The sequence below is a fragment of the Streptomyces sp. NPDC001373 genome, assembly GCF_042895815.1.
Lineage (GTDB): Bacteria > Actinomycetota > Actinomycetes > Streptomycetales > Streptomycetaceae > Streptomyces.
Genome location: NZ_JBIAWQ010000031.1, coordinates 1 through 24,989, shown reverse-complemented (window position 1 = coordinate 24,989; position 24,989 = coordinate 1). Strand labels below are relative to the sequence as shown.

22 protein-coding genes and 2 pseudogenes are annotated in these 24,989 nt (G+C 70.6%); 18 read left to right on the top strand and 6 right to left on the bottom strand.

Going from position 1 to position 24,989, the window contains the following annotated elements; genetic code table 11:
* Nucleotides 1-83: 83 nt before the first annotated feature.
* Nucleotides 84-3,317 carry an ALF repeat-containing protein gene (locus tag ACFY15_RS35070; protein ID WP_390826858.1) on the bottom strand — a complete coding sequence of 1,078 codons (3,234 nt, stop codon included), beginning with the start codon at nt 3,315-3,317 and terminating at the stop codon, nt 84-86.
* A 756-nt stretch (nt 3,318-4,073) separates the two neighbouring features.
* On the opposite strand from ACFY15_RS35070, the gene ACFY15_RS35065 reads away from it, so the two are divergent.
* The 6 genes from ACFY15_RS35065 to ACFY15_RS35040 all read left to right on the top strand — a co-directional run bounded on the left by ACFY15_RS35065 (nt 4,074) and on the right by ACFY15_RS35040 (nt 11,804).
* A complete protein-coding gene (locus ACFY15_RS35065) occupies nt 4,074-4,538 on the top strand; it encodes a hypothetical protein (protein WP_386962880.1) in 465 nt (154 codons plus the stop codon).
* A 69-nt stretch (nt 4,539-4,607) separates the two neighbouring features.
* On the top strand, nt 4,608-6,254 hold the full coding sequence (locus ACFY15_RS35060; RefSeq protein WP_390826857.1) for a trypsin-like serine protease: 1,647 nt from the start codon (nt 4,608-4,610) through the stop codon (nt 6,252-6,254).
* 118 nt (nt 6,255-6,372) lie between these two features.
* Complete coding sequence (locus ACFY15_RS35055) at nt 6,373-8,820, top strand: trypsin-like serine protease (RefSeq protein ID WP_390826856.1); 2,448 nt, start codon at nt 6,373-6,375, stop codon at nt 8,818-8,820.
* Between the two features lie 208 nt (nt 8,821-9,028).
* Entirely contained in the window at nt 9,029-9,742 is a 714-nt protein-coding gene (locus tag ACFY15_RS35050) for a hypothetical protein (RefSeq protein WP_390690908.1), read from the top strand.
* 308 nt (nt 9,743-10,050) lie between these two features.
* On the top strand, nt 10,051-10,587 hold the full coding sequence (locus ACFY15_RS35045) for a toxin-antitoxin system, toxin component (protein WP_390826855.1): 537 nt from the start codon (nt 10,051-10,053) through the stop codon (nt 10,585-10,587).
* Between the two features lie 110 nt (nt 10,588-10,697).
* Nucleotides 10,698-11,804 (top strand): DUF6545 domain-containing protein, encoded by a 1,107-nt coding sequence (locus ACFY15_RS35040; protein ID WP_390690910.1) that lies wholly within the window; start codon nt 10,698-10,700, stop codon nt 11,802-11,804.
* Nucleotides 11,805-11,815: 11 nt separating this feature from the next.
* Here ACFY15_RS35040 and ACFY15_RS35035 read toward each other — a convergent pair.
* Nucleotides 11,816-12,106: pseudogene (locus ACFY15_RS35035) on the bottom strand (dihydropyrimidinase); the annotation flags it as partial.
* A 21-nt stretch (nt 12,107-12,127) separates the two neighbouring features.
* Between ACFY15_RS35035 and ACFY15_RS35030 the strand changes: the two are divergent.
* Both ACFY15_RS35030 and ACFY15_RS35025 read left to right on the top strand, forming a co-directional pair.
* The gene (locus tag ACFY15_RS35030; RefSeq protein ID WP_390826854.1) at nt 12,128-12,439 is read left to right on the top strand and encodes a transposase; all 312 of its coding nucleotides are present in this window, start codon (nt 12,128-12,130) and stop codon (nt 12,437-12,439) included.
* Between the two features lie 199 nt (nt 12,440-12,638).
* Nucleotides 12,639-13,142: a hypothetical protein gene (locus ACFY15_RS35025; RefSeq protein ID WP_390826853.1), complete on the top strand. Its 504-nt coding sequence runs from the start codon at nt 12,639-12,641 to the stop codon at nt 13,140-13,142.
* Between the two features lie 569 nt (nt 13,143-13,711).
* Here the strand turns inward: ACFY15_RS35025 and ACFY15_RS35020 are convergent.
* Complete coding sequence (locus ACFY15_RS35020) at nt 13,712-14,524, bottom strand: hypothetical protein (protein ID WP_390826852.1); 813 nt, start codon at nt 14,522-14,524, stop codon at nt 13,712-13,714.
* 195 nt (nt 14,525-14,719) lie between these two features.
* Between ACFY15_RS35020 and ACFY15_RS35015 the strand changes: the two genes are divergently transcribed.
* The 4 genes from ACFY15_RS35015 (at nt 14,720) to ACFY15_RS35000 (ending at nt 17,345) form a co-directional block, all read left to right on the top strand.
* Nucleotides 14,720-14,878: a hypothetical protein gene (locus tag ACFY15_RS35015; protein ID WP_390826851.1), complete on the top strand. Its 159-nt coding sequence runs from the start codon at nt 14,720-14,722 to the stop codon at nt 14,876-14,878.
* 102 nt (nt 14,879-14,980) lie between these two features.
* Complete coding sequence (locus ACFY15_RS35010) at nt 14,981-15,385, top strand: hypothetical protein (RefSeq protein ID WP_390826850.1); 405 nt, start codon at nt 14,981-14,983, stop codon at nt 15,383-15,385.
* Nucleotides 15,386-15,494: 109 nt separating this feature from the next.
* On the top strand, nt 15,495-16,757 hold the full coding sequence (locus ACFY15_RS35005; RefSeq protein WP_390826868.1) for a DUF6875 domain-containing protein: 1,263 nt from the start codon (nt 15,495-15,497) through the stop codon (nt 16,755-16,757).
* A 435-nt stretch (nt 16,758-17,192) separates the two neighbouring features.
* On the top strand, nt 17,193-17,345 hold the full coding sequence (locus ACFY15_RS35000) for a hypothetical protein (protein ID WP_390826849.1): 153 nt from the start codon (nt 17,193-17,195) through the stop codon (nt 17,343-17,345).
* Nucleotides 17,346-17,477: 132 nt separating this feature from the next.
* Here ACFY15_RS35000 and ACFY15_RS34995 read toward each other — a convergent pair whose 3' ends face one another.
* The gene (locus tag ACFY15_RS34995) at nt 17,478-17,678 is read right to left on the bottom strand and encodes a hypothetical protein (RefSeq protein ID WP_390690918.1); all 201 of its coding nucleotides are present in this window, start codon (nt 17,676-17,678) and stop codon (nt 17,478-17,480) included.
* A gap of 21 nt (nt 17,679-17,699) precedes the next feature.
* Between ACFY15_RS34995 and ACFY15_RS34990 the strand changes: the two genes are divergently transcribed.
* From ACFY15_RS34990 to ACFY15_RS34975, 4 genes and pseudogenes are all read left to right on the top strand, one after another.
* Complete coding sequence (locus tag ACFY15_RS34990; protein ID WP_390826848.1) at nt 17,700-18,569, top strand: hypothetical protein; 870 nt, start codon at nt 17,700-17,702, stop codon at nt 18,567-18,569.
* A gap of 90 nt (nt 18,570-18,659) precedes the next feature.
* Complete coding sequence (locus ACFY15_RS34985; protein WP_390690920.1) at nt 18,660-19,052, top strand: hypothetical protein; 393 nt, start codon at nt 18,660-18,662, stop codon at nt 19,050-19,052.
* 457 nt (nt 19,053-19,509) lie between these two features.
* A pseudogene (locus tag ACFY15_RS34980) lies at nt 19,510-20,359 on the top strand (IS5 family transposase).
* A 62-nt stretch (nt 20,360-20,421) separates the two neighbouring features.
* Nucleotides 20,422-21,186, top strand: a complete 765-nt coding sequence (locus tag ACFY15_RS34975; RefSeq protein WP_390826847.1) for a maleylpyruvate isomerase family mycothiol-dependent enzyme — start codon at nt 20,422-20,424, stop codon at nt 21,184-21,186.
* A gap of 353 nt (nt 21,187-21,539) precedes the next feature.
* On the opposite strand, the gene ACFY15_RS34970 is transcribed toward ACFY15_RS34975, so the two are convergent.
* Together ACFY15_RS34970 and ACFY15_RS34965 are read right to left on the bottom strand one after the other, a co-directional pair.
* Nucleotides 21,540-21,938, bottom strand: a complete 399-nt coding sequence (locus tag ACFY15_RS34970; RefSeq protein ID WP_390826846.1) for a hypothetical protein — start codon at nt 21,936-21,938, stop codon at nt 21,540-21,542.
* A complete protein-coding gene (locus tag ACFY15_RS34965; protein WP_390826845.1) occupies nt 21,935-22,798 on the bottom strand; it encodes an IS5 family transposase in 864 nt (287 codons plus the stop codon). Before ACFY15_RS34965 ends, ACFY15_RS34970 begins: the two co-directional genes overlap by 4 nt.
* A gap of 201 nt (nt 22,799-22,999) precedes the next feature.
* Between ACFY15_RS34965 and ACFY15_RS34960 the strand changes: the two genes are divergently transcribed.
* Together ACFY15_RS34960 and ACFY15_RS34955 are read left to right on the top strand one after the other, a co-directional pair.
* The gene (locus tag ACFY15_RS34960; RefSeq protein ID WP_390826844.1) at nt 23,000-24,298 is read left to right on the top strand and encodes a hypothetical protein; all 1,299 of its coding nucleotides are present in this window, start codon (nt 23,000-23,002) and stop codon (nt 24,296-24,298) included.
* Between the two features lie 170 nt (nt 24,299-24,468).
* On the top strand, nt 24,469-24,687 hold the full coding sequence (locus tag ACFY15_RS34955; protein WP_390826843.1) for a hypothetical protein: 219 nt from the start codon (nt 24,469-24,471) through the stop codon (nt 24,685-24,687).
* Nucleotides 24,688-24,989: the final 302 nt, after the last annotated feature.

Genomic DNA, 24,989 nt, shown 5'->3' with positions numbered 1-24,989 from the left:
TTTCATCCATGGAGGCCGGACGAGCCTCTCGTGCGGCGGAATGGCGGCGAGGTTCTCACTCGCCGCCAATCCATTCGATCGTCCTACGCTGTGAACCAGCCTACGATGGCCGAAGTCGCGTTGTTGATCCCGCTGACCGCAGCCCTACCCACGTTGGTTTTGGCCATGGAGCTCGCCAGACTTCCCACGCCGCCGAGACCGATGCTCAGAGCCATACCGGCGACACCGACGACGACCTGCTTGCTCCCCCAGCCGAACGCCTTGGCGTTGTACAGGGTGCTGATCCCCGCGAAGACCAGTGAAGCCCCGCCCAGCGCGGCCGCCAGGGGCTGAAGGCCGGGTACGAACGCCGTGACGACCGCGGCCGCTCCCAGGCCCGCGCTGATCTTCGCCATGGTCGTGGCCGTTGCGGCGGCGGACGCCTGGGCCTCGTCCTTGAATTCACCGGGGTTGACGGTGTCGTTCGCCGCCGTATTGGCCGGATCGACATTGTTGGCCTTGTTCTGGCGAGCCTGTTCCGCCGCCTTCGCGGCCTCGGCAGTGATCTCGTCCTTTCGCATCTGCTCGGCGAACTGCTTGGCCTCGACAGCCGCGGCCTTCGCTTCTCCGGCGCTCTTGCCGGCGGCCGTCGCGGACGCGTACGCGCGGGCCGCCGAGGCCTTGGCGCTGTCGGCCGAGGCCACTGCAGCCTGGGCCGAGGCCGTGGCCTGGTTCGCGGAGAAGTTGGCCTGACGGCTCGCTGTGCGTGCGGACGCCGCCGCCGACGCCGCGGTGTTGGCCGAGCTCTTCGCGTCCGCGGCGGACTTGTCGGCGGACGCGGACGCGGCGGCTGCCTGGTTCGCGTACACCTTCGCGTCCTGCGCCGACTTGGCGGCCTTCGAGGCCCAGCCCTGTGCCTCCGTCGCAGCTTGCCGCGCCAGGGCGGCCGCCTGGGCGGCCTCGGCGGCGTCCTTGTAGGCGTCGGCGGCGATGCGCGCCGCCGAGTTGATCTGCGTGTTGATGGACTCCACATGGGTCGTGGTGTCGCGGTCCGCCTCCTGCGCCTTGTAGTAGGCGTAGGTGACGAACTGCTGCACCATCCACTGCGGGCCCTCGAGGGCGGCCTGGGCCGCGGCCTCCACATTGGGCCCCGCGCCGTTCAGCGCGGCCAGTGTCGCCGCGCGGTCGTCTTCGGTCTTCGCGGTCGAGTAGTCGACGAGCAGGAACTTGTGCAGGGCCTGGACACTGCCGTTGTCGAGCGCCGCGCTGGCGGCGGCGGTGACAGCCTTGCCCGCGCCGTTGAGGGTTTTCAGCACGGCCGCCCGGTAGTCGTCCACCTGGACGTCCATGGCACCTTGGAGCAGGAAGTTGCTGACGGCCTTGGGGTCGCTGCTCTCCAGGGTCTTCTGCGCGGCCTCCGAGAGTACGACCCTGTTCTGCTTGGCCAGCGTGAGGACCTTCTCGCGGTCGTCGAGTCCCGCCGCCTTCGTGTATCCGCTCTTCGCCCAGTCGACGACCCCCTGGTCGCCCGCGGTCAGAGCCTCTTGTGCCCCCTGCCGCGTCCAGGCCCCCGCCGAGTCCATCAGGGTGAGCGCGGCCTTGCGGCCGAGCGCGGCGGCCTTCGCGGAATCCGTCTCGGCCTTCGCCCGGGCCAGCAGGTCCTGGGTCTCCTTGTTCGTCGATTGCTCCTGGGCCTGGAGCTTCTGGGTCAGGGCCTGGTACTGGCCCTCCTGGGACTTGAGCTCCTTGGCCACCTCGATGGCCAGAGCACGCTCCTCGGCGAGCTGGGCGGCCTCGGTGTCGCGGGCGAGCTGGGCGATGCTCTTGGCCTTCTCGACCGCGCCGCCCGCTTCCGCGGCGGCGGCGATGGCCGCGTTGGCGTTCGCCGTGGCCTTGTTGGCCCACTCCACCGCCTGTCCGGCGTGTGCGGCCGCGTCCTCGGCCGCCGCCGCCGCGGCGTCGGCGTGCATGGCCGCGCTGCTGGCGGCGGTGCCTGCCTCGCGGGCCGCGGCCGCGGCCCGGCCGGCGAGGGTCGCCGCCCGGTTGGCCGCGGCCGTCGCGGTATTGGCGGCGGACCGGGCGAGGGCAGCCGCCTTCCTCGCGCGCTCGGCCTGCGCCTGGGAGACCCCCGAGGCCTCGGCGGCGTCTGCTGCCGCCTCGGCGGAATCGGCGGCGTTGCGCCCCGCGCGCGCCGCCGCGTTGCCCGACTCCTGGGCCGACACGCCGGCGTCGGCGGCGTACTTGGCCGCGTCGGCGGCCCGGCGGGCCAGCTTCGCCGTGTCGCGGGCGGTCTTGGCGGCTTCGCTGGCCGCGCCCGCCTTGCTCGCGTCCTTGGAGGCCTCGGACGCCGCGGTGAAGGCGCGCACGGACGCCTTCGACGCGGCTGCCGCCGCACCGGCCGCGGCCTGGGCTGCACTGGAGGCCGTCTGCGCGGCGGAGATCGCCGTCCGTGAGGCCGAGATCGCCGTTCGGGCGGCATCGGCAGCGCCCTGGGCGGCGTCCGCCGCGCGTCCGGCGGCACGCGACGCCTTGACCGAATCCGCCTGCGCGTTGGCGCTCTCCTCGGCAGCCTTCAAGGCCGCCTTCTTGGCCTCGGCGGAGGCCGCTTCGGCCCGTTCGGCAGCCTCCTTGGCGGCCACCTTCGCTTCGAGGGCCCGGCGTCCGGCGCTCTCGGCCTGGTCCACAAGCTGACCGATCGTCAGCGACTCCTGGTCACGCGCCCGCGCCAGGTACTGGTCCTTCTCCAGCAGGCGGGTGACGTCGGCGGGCGTCCCGTCGAGGGCCCGGTTGACCGCCTGGGTCAGGTTCGGCCCGGCGCCATTGAGCAGGGTGAGGGCCTCGACGCCCTGGTCTTCCTCGCGCGCCTTGTACTGGCCCGACTGGAGGAAGGCGTCGAGGGCCGTGGCGGAGCCGTCGTTGAGCGCCTTGTTCGCCTCGCGGGCGACCGCCTTGCCGCCCTTGCCCATGACGGTGAGCACCGCGGCCCTGCGGTCGTCGGCCAGGGGGGCCTTGTAGCCCTCCGTCACGAAGGTGTGCAGTTGCGCGTCCGTGCCGGAGAGAGCCTTCTGGACCGCCGCCCTCACACCGGGGCCGGCGTAGTTGAGCATCGACAGGACGGCGACGCGTTCGTCCTCGGTGCGGGCACGGGCCATCCCCGTGTCGAGGAAGGACTTGAGGTCGGCGTTGCCGCCGACGAGGGCGGCCTCGGCCTCCTGACGCACCGCGCGGCCACCGAGCTGCCACGCGTCGAGGACCTGGGCGCGCGCGTCGTCGGGCAGGCCGACCTCGGCCGCCGCCGCGGAATCCGCCCAGGCCGTGCCGAACACACTCAGGGCCACACCGAGGGCGATCCCGGATATGCCAGTACCGCGTCGCCGTTTGAGGCGACTTCCGTTTCTCATAACTGAGTTGACTCCACGTTGTCTCGATTGACGGGTGAAATGGGTGGTGGGGAGTGCGCACGCATGCCCGTGCAAACGGGATTGGCAGGGCTGGCCGCATCCACGCCGAAACTCCAAAGGAGCGAAAAGAAGCGCAACGGGACGCGGACCGCATGCATGTGTCATGACGCCAGTCGCGCGCTCATGGGCCTCCGCGACGACGAAGCCCTGCCGGAACGAGCCGGACCGGACAACCCCGAGGACGGCGACCGCCGTCCACGACGGCAGGCGGAGCCGGCCGCTCCCGAGACGGGCCGTGACCCGGGCGCCGGAACGCGGACTCCCCCCGGGCTGGCACGACCGTATGCCCGAAGCCACGGAAAATCAACTGAAGTTGATTGGTCATCATCCAGCGTTGATAAAGCTGAGTTCAGTCGCTACCTTCTCTCGGGGGAAGGCCCTCGCCGGCCGTCGATGGACAGGTCCGGCTGTTCGAGTGCCCTCGGACCCGGTTGCCACGGACCCGAGCACGGGTCACGGCACGGCTGCGGCCTGCCCCGCCAATTCCGTCACACGGCCATGCGTGCGCCTTCGCACGCCTTCGTGTGCGGCCAGAAGTTGTAGAGTTGACGAGGACGAGGACACATGCGCATGAAGCTTTTCTCACGGACTACCGCGGGTGTCGTTGCAGGTGTCGCGGCCATCGCCGTTGGCGTGGCGATTCAGGGCGGGGTGTTCGTGGCCAGTGCCGCCGCTGCCGGTGATCCCCTGCCTCCGGTCGCGGTGGAGACCTTCGAGTACCCGGATGCCGCCAAGATCTTCCAGCAGCGCGGCATCAAGTTGAAGAGCGGCGACGGGCACATCATGCTCGCCGCCTGTGGCGAGCCCGGTCTCATCGAGGTCCGAGCACGCCGCATGCAGGACATCGACACCGTCGGACACGGCCTCTTCTGCTTCCGGGTCACCGGCACCACGGGGCGCCTCGACCTCGAACTCCCGGCCGTCATCGGCGCCAAGGGCAACGACTACGCCGTCAAGGTCAACATGGTGACCCCGACGGAGACGTCGACGGAGGAGAAGTCCTTCGACCTCAACAAGAACGCCTGGACCAATATCGGCGAGACGGCCGACCCCCAGGGCCGCGACTTCACCCTGCTGCAGATCACCGCAGCCAAGTAGCCCCTGAAGCACCGACCGCCCTGGCGCTCACGGTCGCGCACCGAATCCCGATTCGTAAGGAAGTCCCACATGCATGCTCCACGTCCGCGCACCGCGCAGATGACCTGCCTTCTCGCCGCTGCCGCCGCAGTCGCCGCGGGCCTGATATCGGCCGGCCCCGCTCAGGCACTCAACGGCCCGGATGCCACAGCGGGGCAGTACACGTCAGTCGTGAAGCTGAACGTCGGCGGCGAGACCAATAGCCGCGGCTGCACGGGCGCCCTGGTCGACGCCTCCTGGGTCCTGACCGCCGCGAGCTGCTTCGCCGCCACGCCGGGTGACGCGGTCCCGGCCGGCAAGCCCGCTCTGAAGAGCGTCGTCACCCTCGGCGACACGAAGACCATCGAGATCACCGAGCTCGCCCCGCGTACCGACCGCGACCTGGTCCTAGCCCGCCTGGCCACCCCCGCGGCCGGATTCACGGGCATCAAGCGCGCCGGCGCCGCCCCCGCTACCGGGACCGACCTGACAGCGGCCGGGTTCGGCAGGACGAAGACCGAGTGGGTCCCCGGCAGGCTCCACACCGGAACCTTCACCGCCGGCGCCATCGGCACCACCACCCTGACCCTCAGCGGTAAGGGCACCGACGTCCTGTGCAAGGGTGACACCGGCGGCCCGCTCCTCAACCGGGCCGGTGAACTCGTCGGAATCAACTCCCGCTCCTGGCAGGGCGGATGCCTCGACACCGACGCCGCCGAGACCCGCACCGGCGCCGTTTCCGTCCGTACCGACGACCTCCGCGAGTGGATCGACGGGTACCGCGCCCGCTCCTCGGGCTGGAAGACCGCTACCGCCGTACAGTCCGGCAGCAGCCTCTACCAGGGCATCCGGCTGCCCGACGGCTCCTGGACCGGCTTCGCCGATGTCCAGAGCCAGGCCGGCAGCATCGGGGGCGTCCGCTCCTCCGCCGTCGTCGGCATGAACGGCGACACCCACGTTCTGGCCATCAGCAACAACGGTGGTCTCTTCCACACCATCCGCAAGGAAGACGGCACCTGGGGCACCTTCGGCGACGTCTTCGGCGAGGCCGGCGCCCTCGCCAACCTCACAAGCGTCACCGCCGCCAACATCGGCTACGACCTCCACGTCGTCGCCGTCGCCGACGGCAAGGTCTTCCACACCGTGCGCAACGCCGCCGGCCAGTGGAGCAAGTTCGGCGACGTCGCCGGCGCCGCCGGACCGATCGGCAACGTCACGGCCGCCGCCACCGCCAGCACCGGGGGCCAGCTCCAGGTAACCGCCATCAGCGGCGGCAAGGCCTACCACACCCTGCGCAACACCGCCGGGCAGTGGACCGGATGGGGCGACGTCGCCGCGGCTGTCGGCTCCACCACCGGCCCCATCAGCGCCGTCACCATGGCCGGCACCGGAAACGACGCCCAGATCGTCATCGCCACCGACGACGGCACCCACCAGTACCACGCGATCCGCAACGGCAACGGCACCTGGACCCCCTTCGGCGACCTGAAGCCCATCATCGGCACCGTCACCGCCAAGTCCATCGCCGCGGCCCCCGTGAACGGTGAACTCCAGTTCGCCGTCACCACCGCCGACAACAAGGTCCTGCACACCACCCGCCACACCGACCGCACGTGGGACGCCCCCACCACGGTTCCCCTCCAGGGCCTGCCCGCAGCCCCCGGCAGCATCGCCATCACCCCGACCTGGACCCCGTAACAGCGGCACGGATGGTGATGCCGGCCGGCCGTCGGCATCACCACCGGGCGGCACCCTCCGATCCCGCACCTCTCCGGAATCCGCGCGTGGCCGTGAAGCCCGTCCTGAAGGAAACCCCATGTCTGACACCCGTCCGCGCCCGGTACGGATGACCTGCCTGCTCGTCACCGCCACCGCCGTCGCCGCCAGCTTGATCTCAGCCGGCTCCGCCCGGGCCCTCGCCGGCCCCGAACCCGCTCCCGGCCAGTACGCCTACGCCGCCAAGCTCACCATCGGCACCGAGACCGACAGCCGGGCCTGCACCGCCACGCTGGTGAACGCCCGCTGGGTCCTGACCGCCGCCGCGTGCCTCGCGGCCAAGCCCGGTGACGCGATCGCGGCCGGGCGGCCCGCGCTGGCGACCACGGCCACCTTCGCCGGAGGCCAGACCCGCCAGGTGGTAGAGGTCTCCGCGGGTGCCGACGACCGCGACCTGGTCCTGGCCCGTCTGTCCGCCCCCGTCACGGACATCGCCCCCGTCAAGCGCGCCGCCGCCGCTCCGGTGGTCGGAGCGGACCTGACCGCAGCCGGATTCGGGCGCACGAAGGCCGAGTGGGTCCCCGGCAAGCTCCACACCGGCACCTTCACCACCAACACCACCGACGCCGCCACCCTGGCCATCACCGGCAAGGGCACCGACGCCCTCTGCAAGGGCGACACCGGCGGCCCGCTCCTCAACGCGGCTGGCGAACTCGTCGGCATCAACTCCCGCTCCTGGCAGGGAGGCTGCTTCGGCGAGGCGGAGACCCGTACCGGAGCCGTCTCCGCCCGCACCGACAACATCGGTCAGTGGATCGACCAGGTCATCGCCCCCCGCAACAGCAGTCAGGTCTCCCTGCTCGCGGTTGGCGGCGGGGCCATGTGGAAGCAGACCGGCGACCTCGCGTACGGGGAGTACGAGCAGTCCTGGGCCAAGGCGGACGGGCTGGACGTCTCCCGGGTGAGCACGGTTCGCCACGGCGATCAGATCCGCGCCTACGCCATCGCCGGCGGACGGGTCTACGGCCAGGACTTCGACACCGGCACCGGCAAGTGGTCGGGCTGGGGCGAAGTCCCGGGGGGCGCCGCCGACGCGAAGGACATCACGGCCTCGCTCGTCGGCGACACCGTCCACGTGCTGATCGTCGGCTCAGAGGGCAACCTGTACGCGCAGGCCGCCGACTACCGGGCCGGCCGCTGGAGCAACGTCTGGACCGCGGTCGGGGCGACCGGGCTCTCCCACATCACCAGCGCGGTCTCCGGTACGACGGTGCGCGTCGTGGGCATCGGCGGCGGTGAGGTCTACAACCGCGACTTCGACACCCGCAACGGCAGCTGGAGCCCATGGGGCGCGGTCCCGGGAGGCGCGGCCGGCGCCGTCGACATCGCCTCCAGCACCACCGGCAACAACGTCCACGTACAGATCATCGGCTCCGACGGCGCGATCTGGACCCAGTACGGCAACTACGACGCGGGCCGCTGGAACGACAAGTGGACCAAGGCCGGTGGCACCGGCCTCACCCGCATCACCAGCGCTGCTTCCGGTGACTCCGTCGAGCTCTACGCGGTCGGGGCCGACGGCAAGATCACCCATGCCACCATGAACGCCGCCGACGGGGCCTGGACCGCCTTCCGCGACGTGTCGGGCGGCCTCGCGGGCGCCTCTGACATCGCGGTGGCGGTCTCGGCCGCCCCCTCGAAGGTGACCCTGGCAGCGGGTGCGGCCGACACGATGTCCGCCCAGAGCGGCACCCTGGCCACCGGCGCCTTCGGCGCCCGGTGGGACGGCGTCGGCGGCGCCCCCATCACGGCACTCACCAGCGTCGACACCGGCACGGTCATCCGCTACGTCGGCGTCGCCGGCGGCAAGGTCTACGACCGCGTGTACGACCCCCGGGCCAACACCTGGGCCAACTGGTACGACGTTCCCGGCGGCGCGGCCGGTGTGAAGGGCGTCTCCGCCGCCATGATCGACAACGTCCTGTACGTCCAGATCATCGGCTCGGACGGCAACCTCTACACCCAGACCGGCGACTACAACGCGGGCCGCTGGAACGACAGCTGGACCCCGGTCACCGGAGTCACCGGCCTGACCGCCGTCACCAGCGTCAAAGCAGGGCCGTTCGTCCGCCTGTACGGCCTCGCCAACGGCAAGGCCTACGGCCGCGACCTCGACACGCGCAAGGGCACCTGGTCCGTATGGGGAGAGATCCCCGGCGCCATCACCGACGCCAAGGACATCGCCGCCGCCCGCGTCGGCCACACTGTCCAGGTCCAGGCCATCGGTGCGGACGGGGCGCTGTACAACCAGAGCGCCGACTACCTGGCCGGGGCGTGGAAGCCGTCCTGGACCAGGATCGGCGGCAGCGGCCTGACCCGCGTCACCAGCGCCTCGGCCTCGAACAACGTCCACGTCTACGCCACCGGAGCCGACGGCAGGGTCCAGAGCACCATCCTCGACACCGCGACGGCCGGCTGGACCAGCTGGCGCCAGGTCCCTGGCAGTCTCAGCAGTCCCACTGCCATCACCGCCACCGCAACCAGGTGACACCGCGCCGAACCGGCTCCGCCCCGCATCGGGATCTCGTTCCCACGATGCGGGGCGGAGCCCTCGCCGCATCGGCAGCGTGACGCACAACCGCTCAAACGTGGGCTGATCCCTGTAATCCACGGTTGATGAAACCGAGCTGAAGTCGCTACTGTTCGGCATTCAAGTACGCCATCGGCTACGAGTCGACATCGAGTGAGGAGCGGGAATGAACGAGAGGTTCGCTGTGGACCCCGTCAGGACCGTCCGGCTCATCACCTCCCTGCTTGAGCGCGCCGGGCTGGACTCCGGGGACGTTCTCCGCGTGGAAGGCGAGGGCGGGCTCTCGTACGCCTCGGGACTGCCCGAGGAGGATGTCCGGTCGCTGCTGCGCGGTGAGCCGCCGCAGAGCGACGGCGGTGGGCCGGATCATGCGGAGGATCGCCAGAGCCGCGTGGTCGCCCGTATCGTCTTCCTGCGCCGCACCCGGCTCCGGACCTCCGCCGATGGGCAGCGGCGTGCGTACTCGCTGGCGGACATCGCGGCGGGAGCGGGAACAAGCGCGCAGTGGCTCGACAAGATGATCAAGACGGGGAAAGCCCCGAACCTCGATCACGCGGCCGGTATCGCGAGCTTCTTCGGAGAGAGCATCGAGTTCCTGCTCGCTCCGCCCGCCGAGGCTCTGGACCGGGTGCTGCAGCGAATCCACAAGGACCTTCTGGAGCAGACCGTCGCCCGTCAGGACCGGGACATCCGGCGTCTCAAGGACTCGGGCGCCGCCGGTTCCCCCGGTAGCGATCTCGGGGTTGTCGGCTACGCCGCACGCGCACTCGCCGATGTTCCGGACGACACCGCACAGCCGATCATCGCCCTCATCGAATCCATTGCCCGGCGTTCGCGCGAGGAGCGGGCCAAGGAGAGCCGGGCCGACGGCCTCGGATAGCCGGGCCCGGACCACCGGTCTCGCGCCGGGTCGCCCCCGTATCCGACCCTCACGGCCATCTCCCTTCCGCACGGCGGTCGTTCGCCCGGTAGCCGTTTAAATAGTCCCTGGCCTGGGATGATGGGTTCCGGGCCGCAGTTGCTTGCGATCATGGCAGTGGCTACTGTCGCCGACAGGTGAGGACCGGCCCCAGGACCTGTCCCTCCCGCGGACGGGAAAGCGGTGTGCACTGACCAGCACGCCGTGCGTCCGCTCAGAGTCGGCGGAACGGGGCACCCCGCGAGGGGATGCGTCCGGGTGGGGGAAACATGTGGGACGCGATGGACACATCCCGAAAAATGAGACGTCACCGGGACGAACTGTTCGCGGGAGCGGAGCGACCCTTTGCACAGGATCCGCATGGATTGCTGCGGGCGATCTGCGCGTACTTGACCGAGAGCAGCGGCCGCGAGGTCCGTCTCATGCTGGAGGCGTTCCCTCCTGACACGGTCAGCGGGCTGTGGCTCGACCTGGGTGACCACGAGGTGATCGCGGTGGAGAAGAACACCCTGGCGATCCATCAGATGGTGATCTTCGGGCACGAGTTGTGGCATCGCAAGGAAGACCGCCCCGGCAACGCGGCCGGCGAGGCCGCTGCCGCGCGCACGCTCGGGGACCGGTGGCACCTCGGCGACGCGGTCGCCCATGTCGCGGCGCGCACCGACTACGACCTCGAGGAGGAGCGGCGTGCGGAGAGGTTCGGCCGCATGCTGGCGGCGAAGTTCCGGCCCTTCCTGACCGGAACGCGCGGCAGCCTGCCCCCCGGTGACGTGGCCGGCCGCATCTGGGCATCCCTGGCGGGCTGATGATGCGGGAAGGTGTCAGCTACTACATTCCCGCCGCCGTACTGGGCGCCGCCCTGCTGGCGAGGCTGCCCGGGCTTTTGCGCGGGTGGCGCAGCGCGACGGTGCGATTGGTGAACGCCTTGCTGTTCCTGCCCTGCGCGGGCTTCGTCCTCAGTTCCCCGCCGACCGTCGCGGCGGTCAACCGGCTCTCCGGCATCAGCAACCTCTCGGCTCTCCTCGTCCACTGCATCATGACCGCCTTTTCGTGCGCGTCCTTGATGCTGCTGGCCTACTGGCGGGAGGAGTCGGGAGATCGCGCCCGTACGCGTCGGCGCGTGCGGGCGTGCACAGCGGTCTGCTGCGCCGTGATCACGGCCCTGGTGGTCCTCTTCGCCCTGGGCGACGCCCCGGTGGAGCGGCCGCGGGACTTCGACACCTACTACGCCACCACCCCGTTCATCAGCGCGATGCTCGTGCTCTACCTGCTCGCCTACGTCTTCGCCGCCGTGGCCATGACCATCATGTGCGGGAACTGGATGCGTGACGTCTGCACGAGGCCGACGCCCGGGGCCAGGACCGCGGTCGAGCGGTCCCTCCGGGTCGGACTGATCGTCCTGGTCATCGCGTCAGTGGTCAACATCGCCTTCGGCTCGTTCAAGCTGGCGGCCATCGCCGCGCGCTGGGCGGGCCGGGACTGGGACGCACTCAACGAAGGCCTGTCGCCCCTCATCTCGGTCTCCGGGATGATGATCGGCATCGGGCTCCTCGTACCGGTGTACGGACCCGGGCTGATCGACCGGGTGTGGCACCCGCTGGTCGGCATCTCCGCGCTGAGGCCCCTGTGGCAGCTGGTCGGCCGCACCGGGCCGAGCCCCGGCAGCGGCCTGTTCCTCTCGCCCCCCTGGTATGCCGGACCCGAGCAGGTCCTGCTCTACCGGATGACCACCATTCACGACTGGATGCTCGAAATGTGCGCCTACTGCGCGGACGAGACGCGTGAGCTGGTCTACCGGCAGAGGAAGGAGGACGGGGCCACGGAGCGCGAAGCCGTGGCCGCCGGCCTCGCCGTCATGTTCGAGGCGGCGGCCGATGGCCGCGCCCGCAAGGCGACGCCCGAAAAGGAGCAGAACCACCTCGTGGTGGCCGCCATGCGCTCGGCGGAGGCCGAGGACCGCGACCTCCTGGTCTCGATCTCCCTGGCCCTGACGGAGCGCAGGGGCCGGCTATGGAGTCGGTGACGTCAGTCGTTCCCTGACCGCCGGGATGACGCGCTGTCCGTACGCGCCGGCACGTGGACCACGCACGGCGGCGAGCCGGCCACCCGGGCGAGCTGGCTGGCCCGGTAGGTGGCCTCGGCCTCCAGCAGCGTATTGCGGACCTCGCCGTGGTGGCGGGGATCGGTCTCCCCGCGCGCCATGGCCTGGTCGACGAGGAGGTCGATTGCGATGCCGTTCCCGGCCTGCATCGTGATCAGCCCGCCGTTGCCGGAGGCCCGCTGCATGGCGCGCAGGATCTTCCCGCCGTCGCTGTAGAACACGCCCGCTATGAATGATCACGGTTCATGGGTCGGGGAGATCCCACGGACGACCAGCGGGCGGCACCGGAGCCGTTGTTGCCGAAGGGGACGAGGGAGGGTCGGCCGCCGGTTCGGTCTCGGCGGCGACTGATCGACGGCATACGGCTTCAGGTCCGGACGGGTGTGCCGCGGCGGGACGTGCCTGTCGAGTACGGGCCGTGGGGCCGGGTCCGTGACCTGTTCCGCTGTGCTGCGAACACGGTCATGGGGGTGGCGGTGACGGCCGGGTCTCCGTCGCGGGAAGCGGGCTGGAGAGTTGCCTGGACGGCTGCCTTCAGCGGGGGACCGGAGGTGTGACCGGCAGTGGGAGCCTGGCAAATCGGACACCCCTCATCGTCCCTGGTCAGCCTTGGTGGGCAAGCCTGCTTTCGGCGAGAACACCTCTTACCTCGCGATAGCCGAGGGGAGAGGTCTATCCGTATCCCGGGGGCCGGCGGCCGCGCGGAGGGGTACATGTACGGGTATGGCTCGTGAACGGATCCGGTGGCCTCTCGTCGTGGACCGCGCTCGGGAGATCGTGGACGGGTACGCGCCGCTCAAGGTCACGCTGCGACAGGTGATGTACCGGCTCGTCTCCGAGGGCGTGCTGCCGCACACACCGCCGATGTACCGGCGGCTGTCCGCGCAGCTGGCCCAGGCCCGGCGGGAGGGCCGCTTCCCCGACCTGATCGACACCGTCCGCGAAGTCCACGTCCCGCCGGCCTGGCCGGACGCGGACGCGTTCGTCGCCGAGATGCCCACCTGGTTCCGCCTGGACCGCACGGCGGGCCAGGAGCAGGCCCTGTACGTCGCGGCGGAGAAGGACACTCTCCGGCAGCAGCTGACCGGCTGGCTCGAGTTCGCAGGCACCCCCGTGCTGGTCCGCGGCTTCAGCTCCCAGTCCTACACCGGCGTTGTCCGCGACCGCGTCGCCCACGAGCACCGCGAAGCCCACCTTGCGGTGGTCGGCGACTTCGACTGCTCGGGCGAGGACATCGAGCGGGACGAGGGGCCGTTGTAGGCAGGGCCTGTGCCTGTACGACGGGCCCGCCCCGGTCGGCTTGTCCGGGTGTGGGCCCGTCGTGGTGCATGTGCCGCTGCGGCGGTGCGCAACCCCGCCGGGCGCGGCCAGGGCCCGTCACAGAAGCCGCCGGTGTGGGCCTCTGCGTCGCGGCTGCTGTCCGGCCCACCGGTCACCGACCCGACGGAGCGCCGGGCTCGCACCGGCGGCCAGCTCCCCGTACCGGCCGTCGGATCGGAAAGCCGGGTTCGGCGGGGAACCGCCGGTGGTTGAGTAGGAGCGCCCATCAGTGTCGCCCCCTTCTCTGAGGCGGCTCTGCCGACACGGTGCGGGGGCCTTCGGCCGGGCCGTGCGTGCACGGGAGTTCCGGGGGAATGGGAAGGCCCAGAGGTGATGACCGTGGTTCCCCTGAGCAGCGCCTGCGACACCCGGACGGGTCGGCGGTCAGGGGCCGGTGAGTTCGCTCGTGCTCCTGATCTTCTTCCGCTCGATGGTCCGCTCGTCCTGGGACAGCCGACTCGGCGGTCCACCGCCATCAGGCGAAGCTTCCTCACCTGGGTGGGTGATAGTCAGTACAGCGGCGCCTGCGGCATGTGGTGCTCCGGCCAGAAGGGGTCGTGCGGAGGCTGGGGTGGGTTGGCCCTGGACTCCGCAGCGGCCTCCGCGAGACGGCTCGGCCATTCCACTGCCCACATCAGGGCGACCGTTGCGACGAGGGGCCAAAAGCCGGCGATGTGCAGCAGGCCGGTGAGCCACACGATGAGCCAGAGCACGAGCGCGTTGACCGACACGAGGATCAGCGACGCCACTCCGGGCACGGGCAGCGTAAGGGTCAGCCGGAACCGCAGATGGAACAGGGCGGCGACGACGGCGAGCGTCAGCCACTGCGTGCCCGGGGCTTCCACGCCGTCCAGCCACACTGCCGCGAGTGCCAGGCCCGCCAAGCACGAGAGGTAGCCGGTGAGCGAACGCAGGGCCCCGGGGCGGCGGCGCTTCACCGGCACGGCGAGCACGAGCAGCAGCACTGTCTTCACGGCCGAGACGACGAGCCCGGCGGTGACGAGGGCCTTGAGCCCACCGCCGAGCTCAACGTCCAATCCCAGCAGGGCACCCAGCTTCACCCCGGCCCACAACCCCGCAGGCCCCACCACTGTCAGGACGACGGCCGACAACACCATGCCCAGCCCGACATGGCCGAAATGCCTGCGCAGAGGCGCGAAGAACTTCCAATCGGAGCCATCCCAATCGGGCTCCTCCGCGATGCGCCGCTGATTTCGCACCATGGCCCGCCCCAGCATTCGCTCCAGGGGCATGGGCACCAGCATGACGGTGGCGGTGAACACAGCAGCGAGGCCGACCACGAGCCCCACCCGCTCGCCCACGGTGCCACCCACCCGTAATTGACCCACAACCTCTGAGGCCACGTACACTCCGACGGCCGCGCACCCCAAGCTCCTGATGACCCGCCCCGTTGTCTTCATGGAGCCAGAGTCCCGCCCGGAACGCCGCGACGGAACCCCACCGACACGGTCGGTCGGGCGGCGGACCGACCCGGTTGGGCCGCCGGGCGTTGACTGGTGGCCGACGTCGTCCTCGCCGAAGCCGACCGCGACCTCGCCACCGCCTCGCACGGCACCGTCCACTGCGCCCAGAGGCGGGCCCGCCTCATCCGCGCCCTCTACGAGCGCCTCGACCGCCTCACCAAGGCCGCACCCAGGCCCCTCAGGTCCCTGTGAGCCACCGCGCCCGGAGACCGGCTCCCGAAGGCGCGGTGCTGGCACCGTCCCGGCCGGATCCGGCCCGGGACCGAAGCACCACCCGGCACCGAGAGGATCACCATGAGCACCGCAACCATCGAGCTGCGCCGCTTCCTGACCATCACCGGCCAGCGCTTCAAGGACGGCCAGTCCGCGCCCGAGATGTTCTCCCCGGCCGTGGACGCCGCCTGGCACGAGATGCTCGGCACCCCCGCCTACAAGGTCCTGTGTCAGGAGACCGCCGGCCAGCCGATCCGCCACGTCGCGAACAACGGCCACGACCCGATCGCCTGGGTCACCGCCTACGAAGCCGCGTACGGTCCGCTGCCGGACATCTGGTTCACCGACGCCCACGGCACCGTCGACGAGCCGGCCCTCGCACGCTACCGCGAGACCGGCACCGTGGTCGCCGAGTGGGACTGCGGCCCCGCCGGCGGCGACGGCGACGACGCCGCGCCCGACCAGCCGGAGACCGCCCGCCGGTGACCACCGGCCACACCACGCCAGCGCCCCGGCCACCGCCGGGGCGCTGCGCCTCGTCGAAGCCAGCACCACCACCCCGACCACCATCGACATCACGGCGTACGTGCGGCAGATGACCGCCCACTGCCCCTACCTGGCTCCGTCCCTCCAGCAGGGCCTGACGACCTGGACCGTGTATCGGGCCGACGGCGATCCCGCTGCGGTGGAGGCGGAGCTGTTCCATGCGGGCGTCCAGGCCGCGGAGTGGCTGCGGCCGCTGCTGAGGCCGCACGGCGGGCTGCGGTGCGAGAACATCGTCCTCCTCGGCGACGTCCCCGGCGCCCAGCACCGGAACCTGCTGGCCTGGCCGCACTGGGTCCTGAAGAACATCTACGGCCCCGTCGGGATCATGTTCGGCAAGTTCCACGCGGGCGAGGAGGAAACCACCCGGGCCGGCCACCGGATCCCGGCCGCCCCCGTCTCGTTCCTCCCGGTGAGGGCCGCCGTACGCCGCCGCGACTCCCGCTTCCTCACCGCGACCCCCGACCTGGCGGCCACGCTCGCCGTCGCCGAGGACGACGGCCGCGACCTCCTCGAGCACGTCCCCGACCAGTGGAAGGAGATCAGGACATGGGCCAAGCGCTTCCTCCCCCCGGTGAAGCCCTCACCGCCTCACCGAACAGCTCGGGGAACCCCTCACCGCCAGCCTCCTGAGCGACCGGCGCGGCTCCCGAGCCTGGAAGATCCAAGGGACTCGGGGAACTGTGGCCCTGAAGGCGAACAGCCCCGACGAGGACACCATCCGGGACAAGGCCGCCGAGATGACTCAAGAAGACGAGCACCTCCTCCGCCTCACCGCGGCCGGGGCCCTCCGGCCCGACTACCGCATCGACGCCGGCCCTTGGGACGGCGGCCGATGGCTCGCGGTCCGCTGGATCGACAGCGTCCCGCTGTGGCGGGCCCTCGCCCTGGCCCGCGGCCCCGAAGGCGACCGCCCCTCGGTCCGGCCCTGGCTCCAGAAGATCGCCCGCACCTGGGCCGAGCACTTGGCCGGCATGCACGCCGCCGGATGGGCCCACGCCGACGTCCAGCCCACCAACACCCTCATCACCGAAGGCGGCCGTGCCGAGGTCATCGACTACGCCCTCGCCTGCAACCCCGAACCCGATGGGCGCCTGCCGTACCGCGGCGCCCTGACCCACACCACCGCCCCCGAGATCGCCGCCGCCGTCCTCGCGACCCCAGCCGACACACACGTTCAGGCGCAGCCGGCCACCGACGTGTGGAGCCTGGGCGCCTCCCTGTTCTTGGACCATCAAGATCCATTGTCAGAGTGTCCACACTCCCGGGGATGCCTCAGGCGGGTGCGTCCCCCCGGACGAGCACAACGCGCTGAGGGGCGTCGGCGCTCACCGACGGGCAGATCACCACCAGGAGGCGGGCCTTTGGGACCTTCAACGGTGTCCGGGTCGTCCACGGACTGTGCGGGATTGTGCCGTCCGGGGGCTGGCCGTGCTCAGGCGAGTACGCGGACAGCAGGCCGCCTGACCCACACGGTCGCGCTTCGGCACCACACGGCTGCCGGCTTCGCGACTGGCCACCATCAGCTTCAGCTCGCAGGCTCCCTGCTCGCCGAAGTGGGCCGGCAAGGAGCGCTCAACCGGAGGCGAGCACCTTGGTCATCGCCGACCGCAGCCGGCCCGGCCATCAGCTGCGCTCCGGGGGCCGACCACGACGCCGGGCCCTCCACGGCTTGGTGAACGGGTGACGATGTCACTACGATCCGCCCCCTGTCTGTCACCCTGGCCGGGGCCGGACCGTTGGGCCGGACATGTTCGCTCGCACAGAGCACGACGCCCACCCGGGCGCGCTGCTCGACGCCTTGCTCGGCACCACCGACTGCCTGGCGTGGGTGAGCGCGGCCGCGGCGGGGCAGAGACGCGGCCGCCGACGCAGCGGTCTGTCCTGGTGCAGCACGCGATGACCGCGCTCGCCGCTGCCTGCGCCCTTGCCGTGTTCACCGCACCGCACCCGGCGCCGGCCGACGGCTCCGGGCACGCGCGAGCGGCCGACCCCACTGCCGCCGACAGCCGGTGACCGGGGCCCTGCCCGGGGTTCAGCGGAAGCCGAGCAGGCCGGGGGTGTCGATGCCGGTGGCGAGGGCGCCGGGCGGGTACTCCGCTCGCGCGAGTTTCGTGAGTTCTGCGGCCGTGTGGAGCAAGATCGAAATGCGGTCGGCGTGACGCACCTCGACGATGGCGTCGAAGAGCGGAGCGCGAGGGCCGACCTGTGTCAGCCGAGTGCTCCGCTGAGTCATGCGTCAGAGAAAGAGGGAACCATGACAGCAGCGACGGAGACTCGCACTCGCGCAAAGGCCGGAGTGGGCCAGGAAGAGTTCGGCGAGGAATCCGCCTTCGGGCCGCTTCTGCTGGCAGCGTTGCTGGCCCGGCGTGAGGAGCGCGGCGAGGAACCGATGATCGAGCATCCGCTTCTCCTCGCCGCGCTCGCGCGCCGTCGTGGTGAGGAGGGCGGTGAGGAGTCGATCATCGAGCACCCGCTCCTGCTCGCCGCGCTGATGCGCCGCCGTCGTGAGGAGCGCGGTGGGGAGTCGATGATCGAGCACCCGCTCCTGCTCGCCGCGCTGATGCGCCGCCGTGGTGAGGAGGGCGGTGGGGAGTCGATGATCGAGCACCCGCTCCTGCTGGCCGCGCTGATGCGCCGTCGTGGTGAGGAGGGCGGTGGGGAGTCGATGATCGAGCACCCGCTCCTGCTCGCCGCGCTGATGCGCCGCCGTGGTGAGGAGGGCGGTGGGGAGTCGATCATCGAGCACCCGCTCCTGCTCGCCGCGCTGATGCGCCGTCGTGGTGAGGAGGGCGGTGGGGAGTCGATCATCGAGCACCCGCTCCTGCTGGCCGCGCTGATGCACCGCCGTCGCGAGGAGCGCGGTGGGGAGTCGATGATCGAGCACCCGCTCCTGCTGGCCGCGCTGATGCACCGCCGTGGTGAGGAGGGTGACGGGGAGTCGGTCATCGAACACCCGCTCCTGTTGGCCGCGCTCGCGCGTCGCCGTGGTGAGGAGGGTGACGGGGAGTCGGTCATCGAGCACCCGCTCCTGTTGGCCGCGCTCGCGCGTCGCCGTGGTGAGGAGGGTGACGGGGAGTCGGTCATCGAGCACCCCCTTCTCCTCGCCGCGCTCATGCGCCGCTGACAGGAAGCGACACTCTGCCCTCCGATCCCGGCAACCGCCGGGATCGGGGGGCAGGTCCCGTACGGCCAACCGAAGACATGAGGAGAAACAATGGCAGCTGAGTCCGGCGAGAAATCGGAACGGGATCCCTTGGAGACCTTCGTCGACGAGATCTTCGAGGAAATCGTGCGCGATGCCGGAATCCCCCATACCGGCACCGGTGCCAAGTATGGAAAGGATCCGCTGGCGGGACCCCTGATGGAAGCGGCCGTGGCGTTCCTTTCCCAGCCGCCTTCCGGTTCCTCGGAAATTGAAAGGGTGCTGTTCGCGCAGGCCCTCGCGACCGCACTGGCAGATGCTCTCGCGCCCGCCCTGGCAGATGTGCTGGCCTCCGAGATCATGAAGGTGCTGGACCACCACGCGGCCTCCGAAAGAGGCGCCACCCACGAAACCGTCGGCGGATCCGGTCAGAGCCGCCGCTCTTCCGGCGAGGGCGGGCGATGACGGTCTCCTGATGCTGCACAACGTCGGGGTCGTGATCTTCGAGGCTCGGTTGGGTGTGTGACCGAGGGACAACGAGGGCCGCACGCATGCTCAGCGCCGGATCGCAAAGGACAGCGGAATCCACCACGTGGAGTGGCCGGCGTCGGCGCCACCGAGACGGCGACCGGCGCGGCGGCATGCCGGCCCCGGCACGCCAAAGGGAAGCGCCTTCCAGAGAGCGCGAAGCCTGCCGAGTACACATCAGCCGGAGGCCCTGCCGAGAGACCGGCGGGCCTCCGGCGTTCCAGGTCCCCTTCTGCCCGTACGGCCCTTCCGGGCGGGTATGCGATCGAGCACCGCCCACCGGTCGGCATGGCAGCGCCCCCCGGTCTGTCGGCGAGGTGGCCCGGGTGGCAGAACGGGCACGGGTCCACGTGATCATGGAGTTCTCTACGCTCAGTGATCACGAAGGGCAGCCGTGCCCGCGCTGCCATCTGGTCTGGTCGAACCCCTCTGGGACCAGTTCGCCGCACTCCTACCCACACGGCCGGAGTTCGCCGCGGGGCACCCGCTCGGCTGCCACCGCCGCAGAATCCCCGACCGGACCGTGTTCGAACACGTGGTGCTCGCGCTGGTCCACGGCTCGGGTTACGAGCGCCTGTCCAGTCCCGGATGCTCCGACCGCACCATCCGCCGACGGCTCAAAGAGTGGCCGCGCAAGGCATTTCCGAGGCCGTCCACACCATCGCGCTCCAGCCGTACGACCGCATGATCGGCCTGGAGCTGTCCGAGATATCCGTCGACGGCTGCATCACCAAGGCCCCGTGCGGCGGCGAGTGCGTAGGCCGGTCCCCGGTCGACCGCGGGAAGCAGGGCCTGAAGCGCTCGCTCGCCTCCGACGCGTGCGGCGTCCCGCTCGGCCTGGTCGCCGCAGGGGCCAACAGCCACGACTCACCCCTCCTCGGCCCGACCCTCGAAGCGGCCATCGGACAGGTGGGACCCCTGCCCGAGGATGTGAACGTCAACCTCGACCGGGGCTACGACAACAACAAGTCCCGCACTCTGCTCGGGAGTTGGGCTTCACCGGTGAGATCGCCCGCAAGGGCGTACCCGCCCCGATCCAGGCCGGCAAGCGGTGGGCCGTGGAACGGACGCACTCGTGGATGAACGGCTACGGCAAGCTCCGGCGCTGCACCGAGAGGAACGGCGCGGTCGTCGAGTTCTACCTCCACCTTGCCGCGACTCTCGTCACGCTCCGCATGCTCATCCGACGCTCGACGAGCCGCTACCGCTGGGACGGCCGCCCCACCACCCGACGCCTCAAGTGATCCATCTGCCGGTCGGTCTTAAGCGAGTGCGAGAGTCCCGGTCCGGGTGATACAAGGTCCGCGTGACTGATCATCTCTACTTCCCCACCCTGCTGCGGATGATTGGCGAGCGTTCCGCCGCGTTCCGCGCCGCCGTCGCCGCGGCCCCCAGCCTCGACGCCGACGTCCCGTCCTGCCCGGGCTGGACGCTGTACGACCTGGCGAACCACCTCAGTGAGGGGGACCGCTTCTGGGCCTACATCGTGCTGAACACCGCGCCGGGCGACGAACGGCCGAGCAAGGACGGGCTGGCGGCGCCCAGGGAGCGCGAGGCCCTCATAGCCTGGCTGGCCGACTCGACGGAGCAGCTGCTTGCTGCTCTGCGCGAGGCCGGTCCGGACCGGGGCTGCTGGGCCTGGTGGGAGCCGCTGGCCTCGCCGCACACGGTGGCCGCCGTGGCCCGCCGCCGCGTCCCGGAATCGCTGATCCACACCTACGACGCCCAGCTGGCCTCCGGTGCCCCGCAGGAGCTGCCGACGACCGAGGCGGTCGACGCCATCGAGGAGTTCCTCGCCACCGTCTGCACCGGCACGGTCCCGTGGCCGGGCGAGCCCGCCACCATGGACTACCACGCAGCCGAGGCCGGCTCCTGGCGCCAGACGGTGGACGCCACCGGTTCCCGCTTCACCCGCCTCACCGCGGCGGAGGCCGCCGAGAGCAAGCCCACCGCCGCCATCTACGGCACGGCGAGCGAGATGGCCCTGCTCATGTACATGCGCATCCCGGCCGGCTCGCTGCGGATCGCGGGCGACGCCGACCTGCTCCAGCAGCTGCAGGACTGGGGCTGAGGCCGACCGGCAGATGGATTACTTGAGGCGTCGGGGGGTGGTGTCGCCGCCAGCCGCTACAGCCCCGTGAGGGACGCTGGCTGGCCTGGGAGGAATGGGCCGCCCCGAAGTTCGCCACCACCCCCGACCGACTCGCCGCCGCCGAGGAACACACCCGCTCCGACTGGCAGGTCGAGCGGGAACGGCGCTGGCAGCAACTGTGTGACCCCGCCCGCGCCGCCCAGCTCGAGGAGCTGGGCCGTCTCGGGCAAGCACAGCGGAACAGGTGACATGCACCTCTTGCAGGGCCCAGGTCGTGAATCATTGAGCTTCTTCGAGTTGGCCACCGATCGGGTGATGGCTTTGAGTGGACGTTAAGTCCGTTTCTGGTAGCGGCCGCGTTCGGGTTGGGTGAGGAAGCCTTGGCGGGTGAGGCGTCCGAGGCGGCTGCGGGTGATGTTGACGGACGTCTCGTGGGTGGGCATGCCGAGGAGTTCGTGCAGCTCACGAGCCCTGAATGCCTGGTCGGGGTGCTGGTTGAAGGCGTTCACGATGGCCTGGTAGGCGGTGTTCGTCTCGGTCGGATCCGGCTCGTCTCCGGTCGGCGCGAGTTCCGCGATGACCTTCTGGGTGGTGGTCAGATCGGTAAGTCGCGCTTCGGTCTCGGCCAGGGCGGCGGTGAGGTGCTCGATCTGGCCGCGTAGTTCCCCGGCTCGGGCGGTGGCCTCGTCGTGCTGGGTCTGGAGGCCGGCGAGGAGGTCGGCGACGTTCACGCGGCCAGTCCGAGGGTGTCGCGCCAGGCGGGAATCGGTGTGGTGAGGCGGCGGGTCATGTTCGCGGTGGAAGCCCAGTAGACGCGTGAGGCGGAGGTGTCGGGCCGGTGGTCGTACTCACGGGTCAGACGCCGGTGCAGCATCAGCGTGCCGTTCGTCTGCTCGACCACCCACCGCTTTGGCTGAGGGACGAAGCCTTTGCCCTGGTCAGCAGGGTTGCGGCGGACGACCTCGACGTCGATGTCCAGTAGGGCGCCGTGGATGATGACCTCGTCCTTGAAGCTCTGGTCCACCAGGGCCTTCTCCAGACGCATCCCGCACCGTTCGGCGGCCTGGTCGAGCAGCGCGGTGCCGGCGGCGTTGTCGTGGGCGGAGGCGGCCAGCACGACGACACCGATGATCAGCCCCAGAACGTCCACGGCCAGTCCCCGCTTGCGCCCCGAAACCTTCTTGTTCGCGTCCAGCCCCGTCGTGGTCTTGGGGACACCGGCGGCCGCGCGGACGGACTGGGTGTCGATGATCACGAGGGACGGGTCCTCTAACCGGCGGGCCTTCTCCCGTACCTGGCAGCGCAGGAGTTCCTGGATCCGCTGGTCCAGCCCGTCCTCGCGCCACAGGCTGAAGTAGTAGAACACCGCCGACCAGGCCGGTAGATCGTGCGGCAGCAGGCGCCACTGGCAGCCCGTCCGGTTCTGGTAGAAGATCGCGTTCGCGACTTCCCGCAGGTCGCAGGACCCGGGATCTCCGGTCGCCGACCGCGCCACCCGGTCCTGCTTCCAGGCCGTGATCATCGGCTCGATCAACGCCCACTGCTCGTCCGACAAGTCGCTGAGGTACGGCTCTCTCTTCACGCCCCGCATCTCAACATGGACATGCCCACGAGGCGATCCGGACCGCGATCAGTACCACGATCGAGCGATCACGAACCGAGGAAGATCGGACTTAACGCCCACTCAGATCCTCCCGCTTCCCTCATTTGTATTGGTCTGACCAGCGTGTCGGGATGGACAGCCTCGGGTGTGGACAGCCGCATGGTGCGGGGTTGCGGCTGGGGGTGAGGGGTGTCCGATCAGGGGCTGGCTGCTGGGGGCATGCCGCTGCGGCCGGGTGCGGGGCGTGAGGGCGCGGTGGCGCGTCTGGTGGCGTTGGATTCGCGGGATCCGTACGACGACGTGGTCCACACCCGCGCCGCCCTGGCCTCCCACGCCCCGCACGACGGACGCATCACGGTGCACCCCACCCCAGGCACCGACTCCGTCATCGCGCTCGCCTACGACATCCTCGCCGCCCTGGGCAAACCCGTCCCCCTGGACGGCTACCGCCCGCTCGATACCGCCCCGGCCTGGTCGATCGCAGCCGCCTGGGTCCTCGCCACCCCCATCACCCACCTCACCCTCCTGCGCGCACATCTCCTGACCCCGCACCGGTTTAAAGAGCTCCTCGCCCTGCGCCGACGCACGGGGGTGCGGCTGGTCCTTGTCTGCCACCACCGCGCCGTGCGCGCCTTCCTGGAGCGCGAACTGCAGCAGATGGATCACACCATCAGCGAGGCATCCGCGCTGCTACCCGCACCCGAGCCAGCCACCCCCGGTCGGCAGGCGCCGGGGCCGCTGCGCCCGCTGGCGAACCGCTGGATCGGACTGCCGGCCCTGACCACCCTCATGACCGACGATGAGCTGGCCAGCCCCTGCCAGTGCGCCGCGCCCCTGGCGGCCGAACGGGACTTCTTCCCGCCGGTGATGCCTTCCCTCACCGAGGCGGAGGTCGCCTGGCGGCTTCACCGGGCTACCGCGCATCCGTACCTGGCTGCCCAGCTCGCCACGGCGGTGTTCACCGCGGCCTGCACCACCCAGCTCGATACCGTCCACGTCCACGACTTGGCCCTGGACGGCTCGACCCTCACGCTTCACGACCATGGCCTCCGCCGGGGCTGCATGACCCACCCCGTTCCCACCTGGGCCCGCTCCCTGCTGCGGGCCGCAGCCCTTGTCTGGAGGCTCAAGGCGGGCACCAACGGTCCGCTCTTCACCGATCCGCTGGGAAGCACCGGCCTACCGCCGCTGACCGCCTTCGCCGAGAGCTGCAAGCTGCGCCCGCCCCAGCCACCACGCCCCAAACGCCGCCGTCGCAAAGGCACGACGCCGGTACCGAGACCGCACCAGGAGACGGTCTGGCCTGTGTGCACCGTCCACTACCGACGGCCCTGGGCCGCGCCTGAACCTGAGCGGATGTACGGCTGCCCGTACCCGCCTCCTCACACTCAGAGGACCATCGACAGGAGGAAGAAGGGATGGCTGCCCCCTGACTACGGTCTGCGCGAACTCCAGGCCCCACACTGGCTGTTGGAGCCGCCCCTGTAGCCCGGGACGAGAGCAGGAGAAGCCGAACCCTGCTGCCCCACTCGGGGTTCACCAAGGACTCCGCAGCTTCACCGATCGGCGACGCAGCGAGCCAGTGGTGCAGTCCATCGGTTCCAGAGTCGATCCGAAAGAGAGAATGAAGCACCGGCTGGCTGAGGTAGGTTGTCCGTGTGGCTAACGTTTCCGACTACGAGAAGGCCATGCCCCGGGTTCAGGAACACGTGGCACGGTACGAGAGGGCCTTGGCCGAGATCCGCACAACGCATGCCGGCAGACCGGTACCGGAGGTGAGGGAAGCCCTCCTGGCCGCTGGCGAGAGGCATGGCGTGCGCATCGCCAACGAGGTCGCGCAGGACGCGGCCGAACGTATCTCTGACGGCACGCTGTAGACAACCAGCGCCCCGCTACAACCCCCAGGCGGGATCCCCGCAGCACACCGCCACCGGCTTCCCGTAGCCAGCCGCCCGCGGAGCGGGCTTGTCCTGGAGGCGAAGCCGGAAGGACCAGGTGGGGGAGCGAAGCGAACCCACCCAACAGGCCGAAGGCCTGAACCTCGTGAAACGAGGTCACCTCCCGCGCGAAGCACGGGAGGTCCAGGCCTGGCGAAGCCAGGCCGCTCGGGTGAAGCGAAGCGGAACCCCCCAGTCCGAAGCGAAGCGGAGGACCCCGGCCCGAAGGGCCGGCCCTGGCT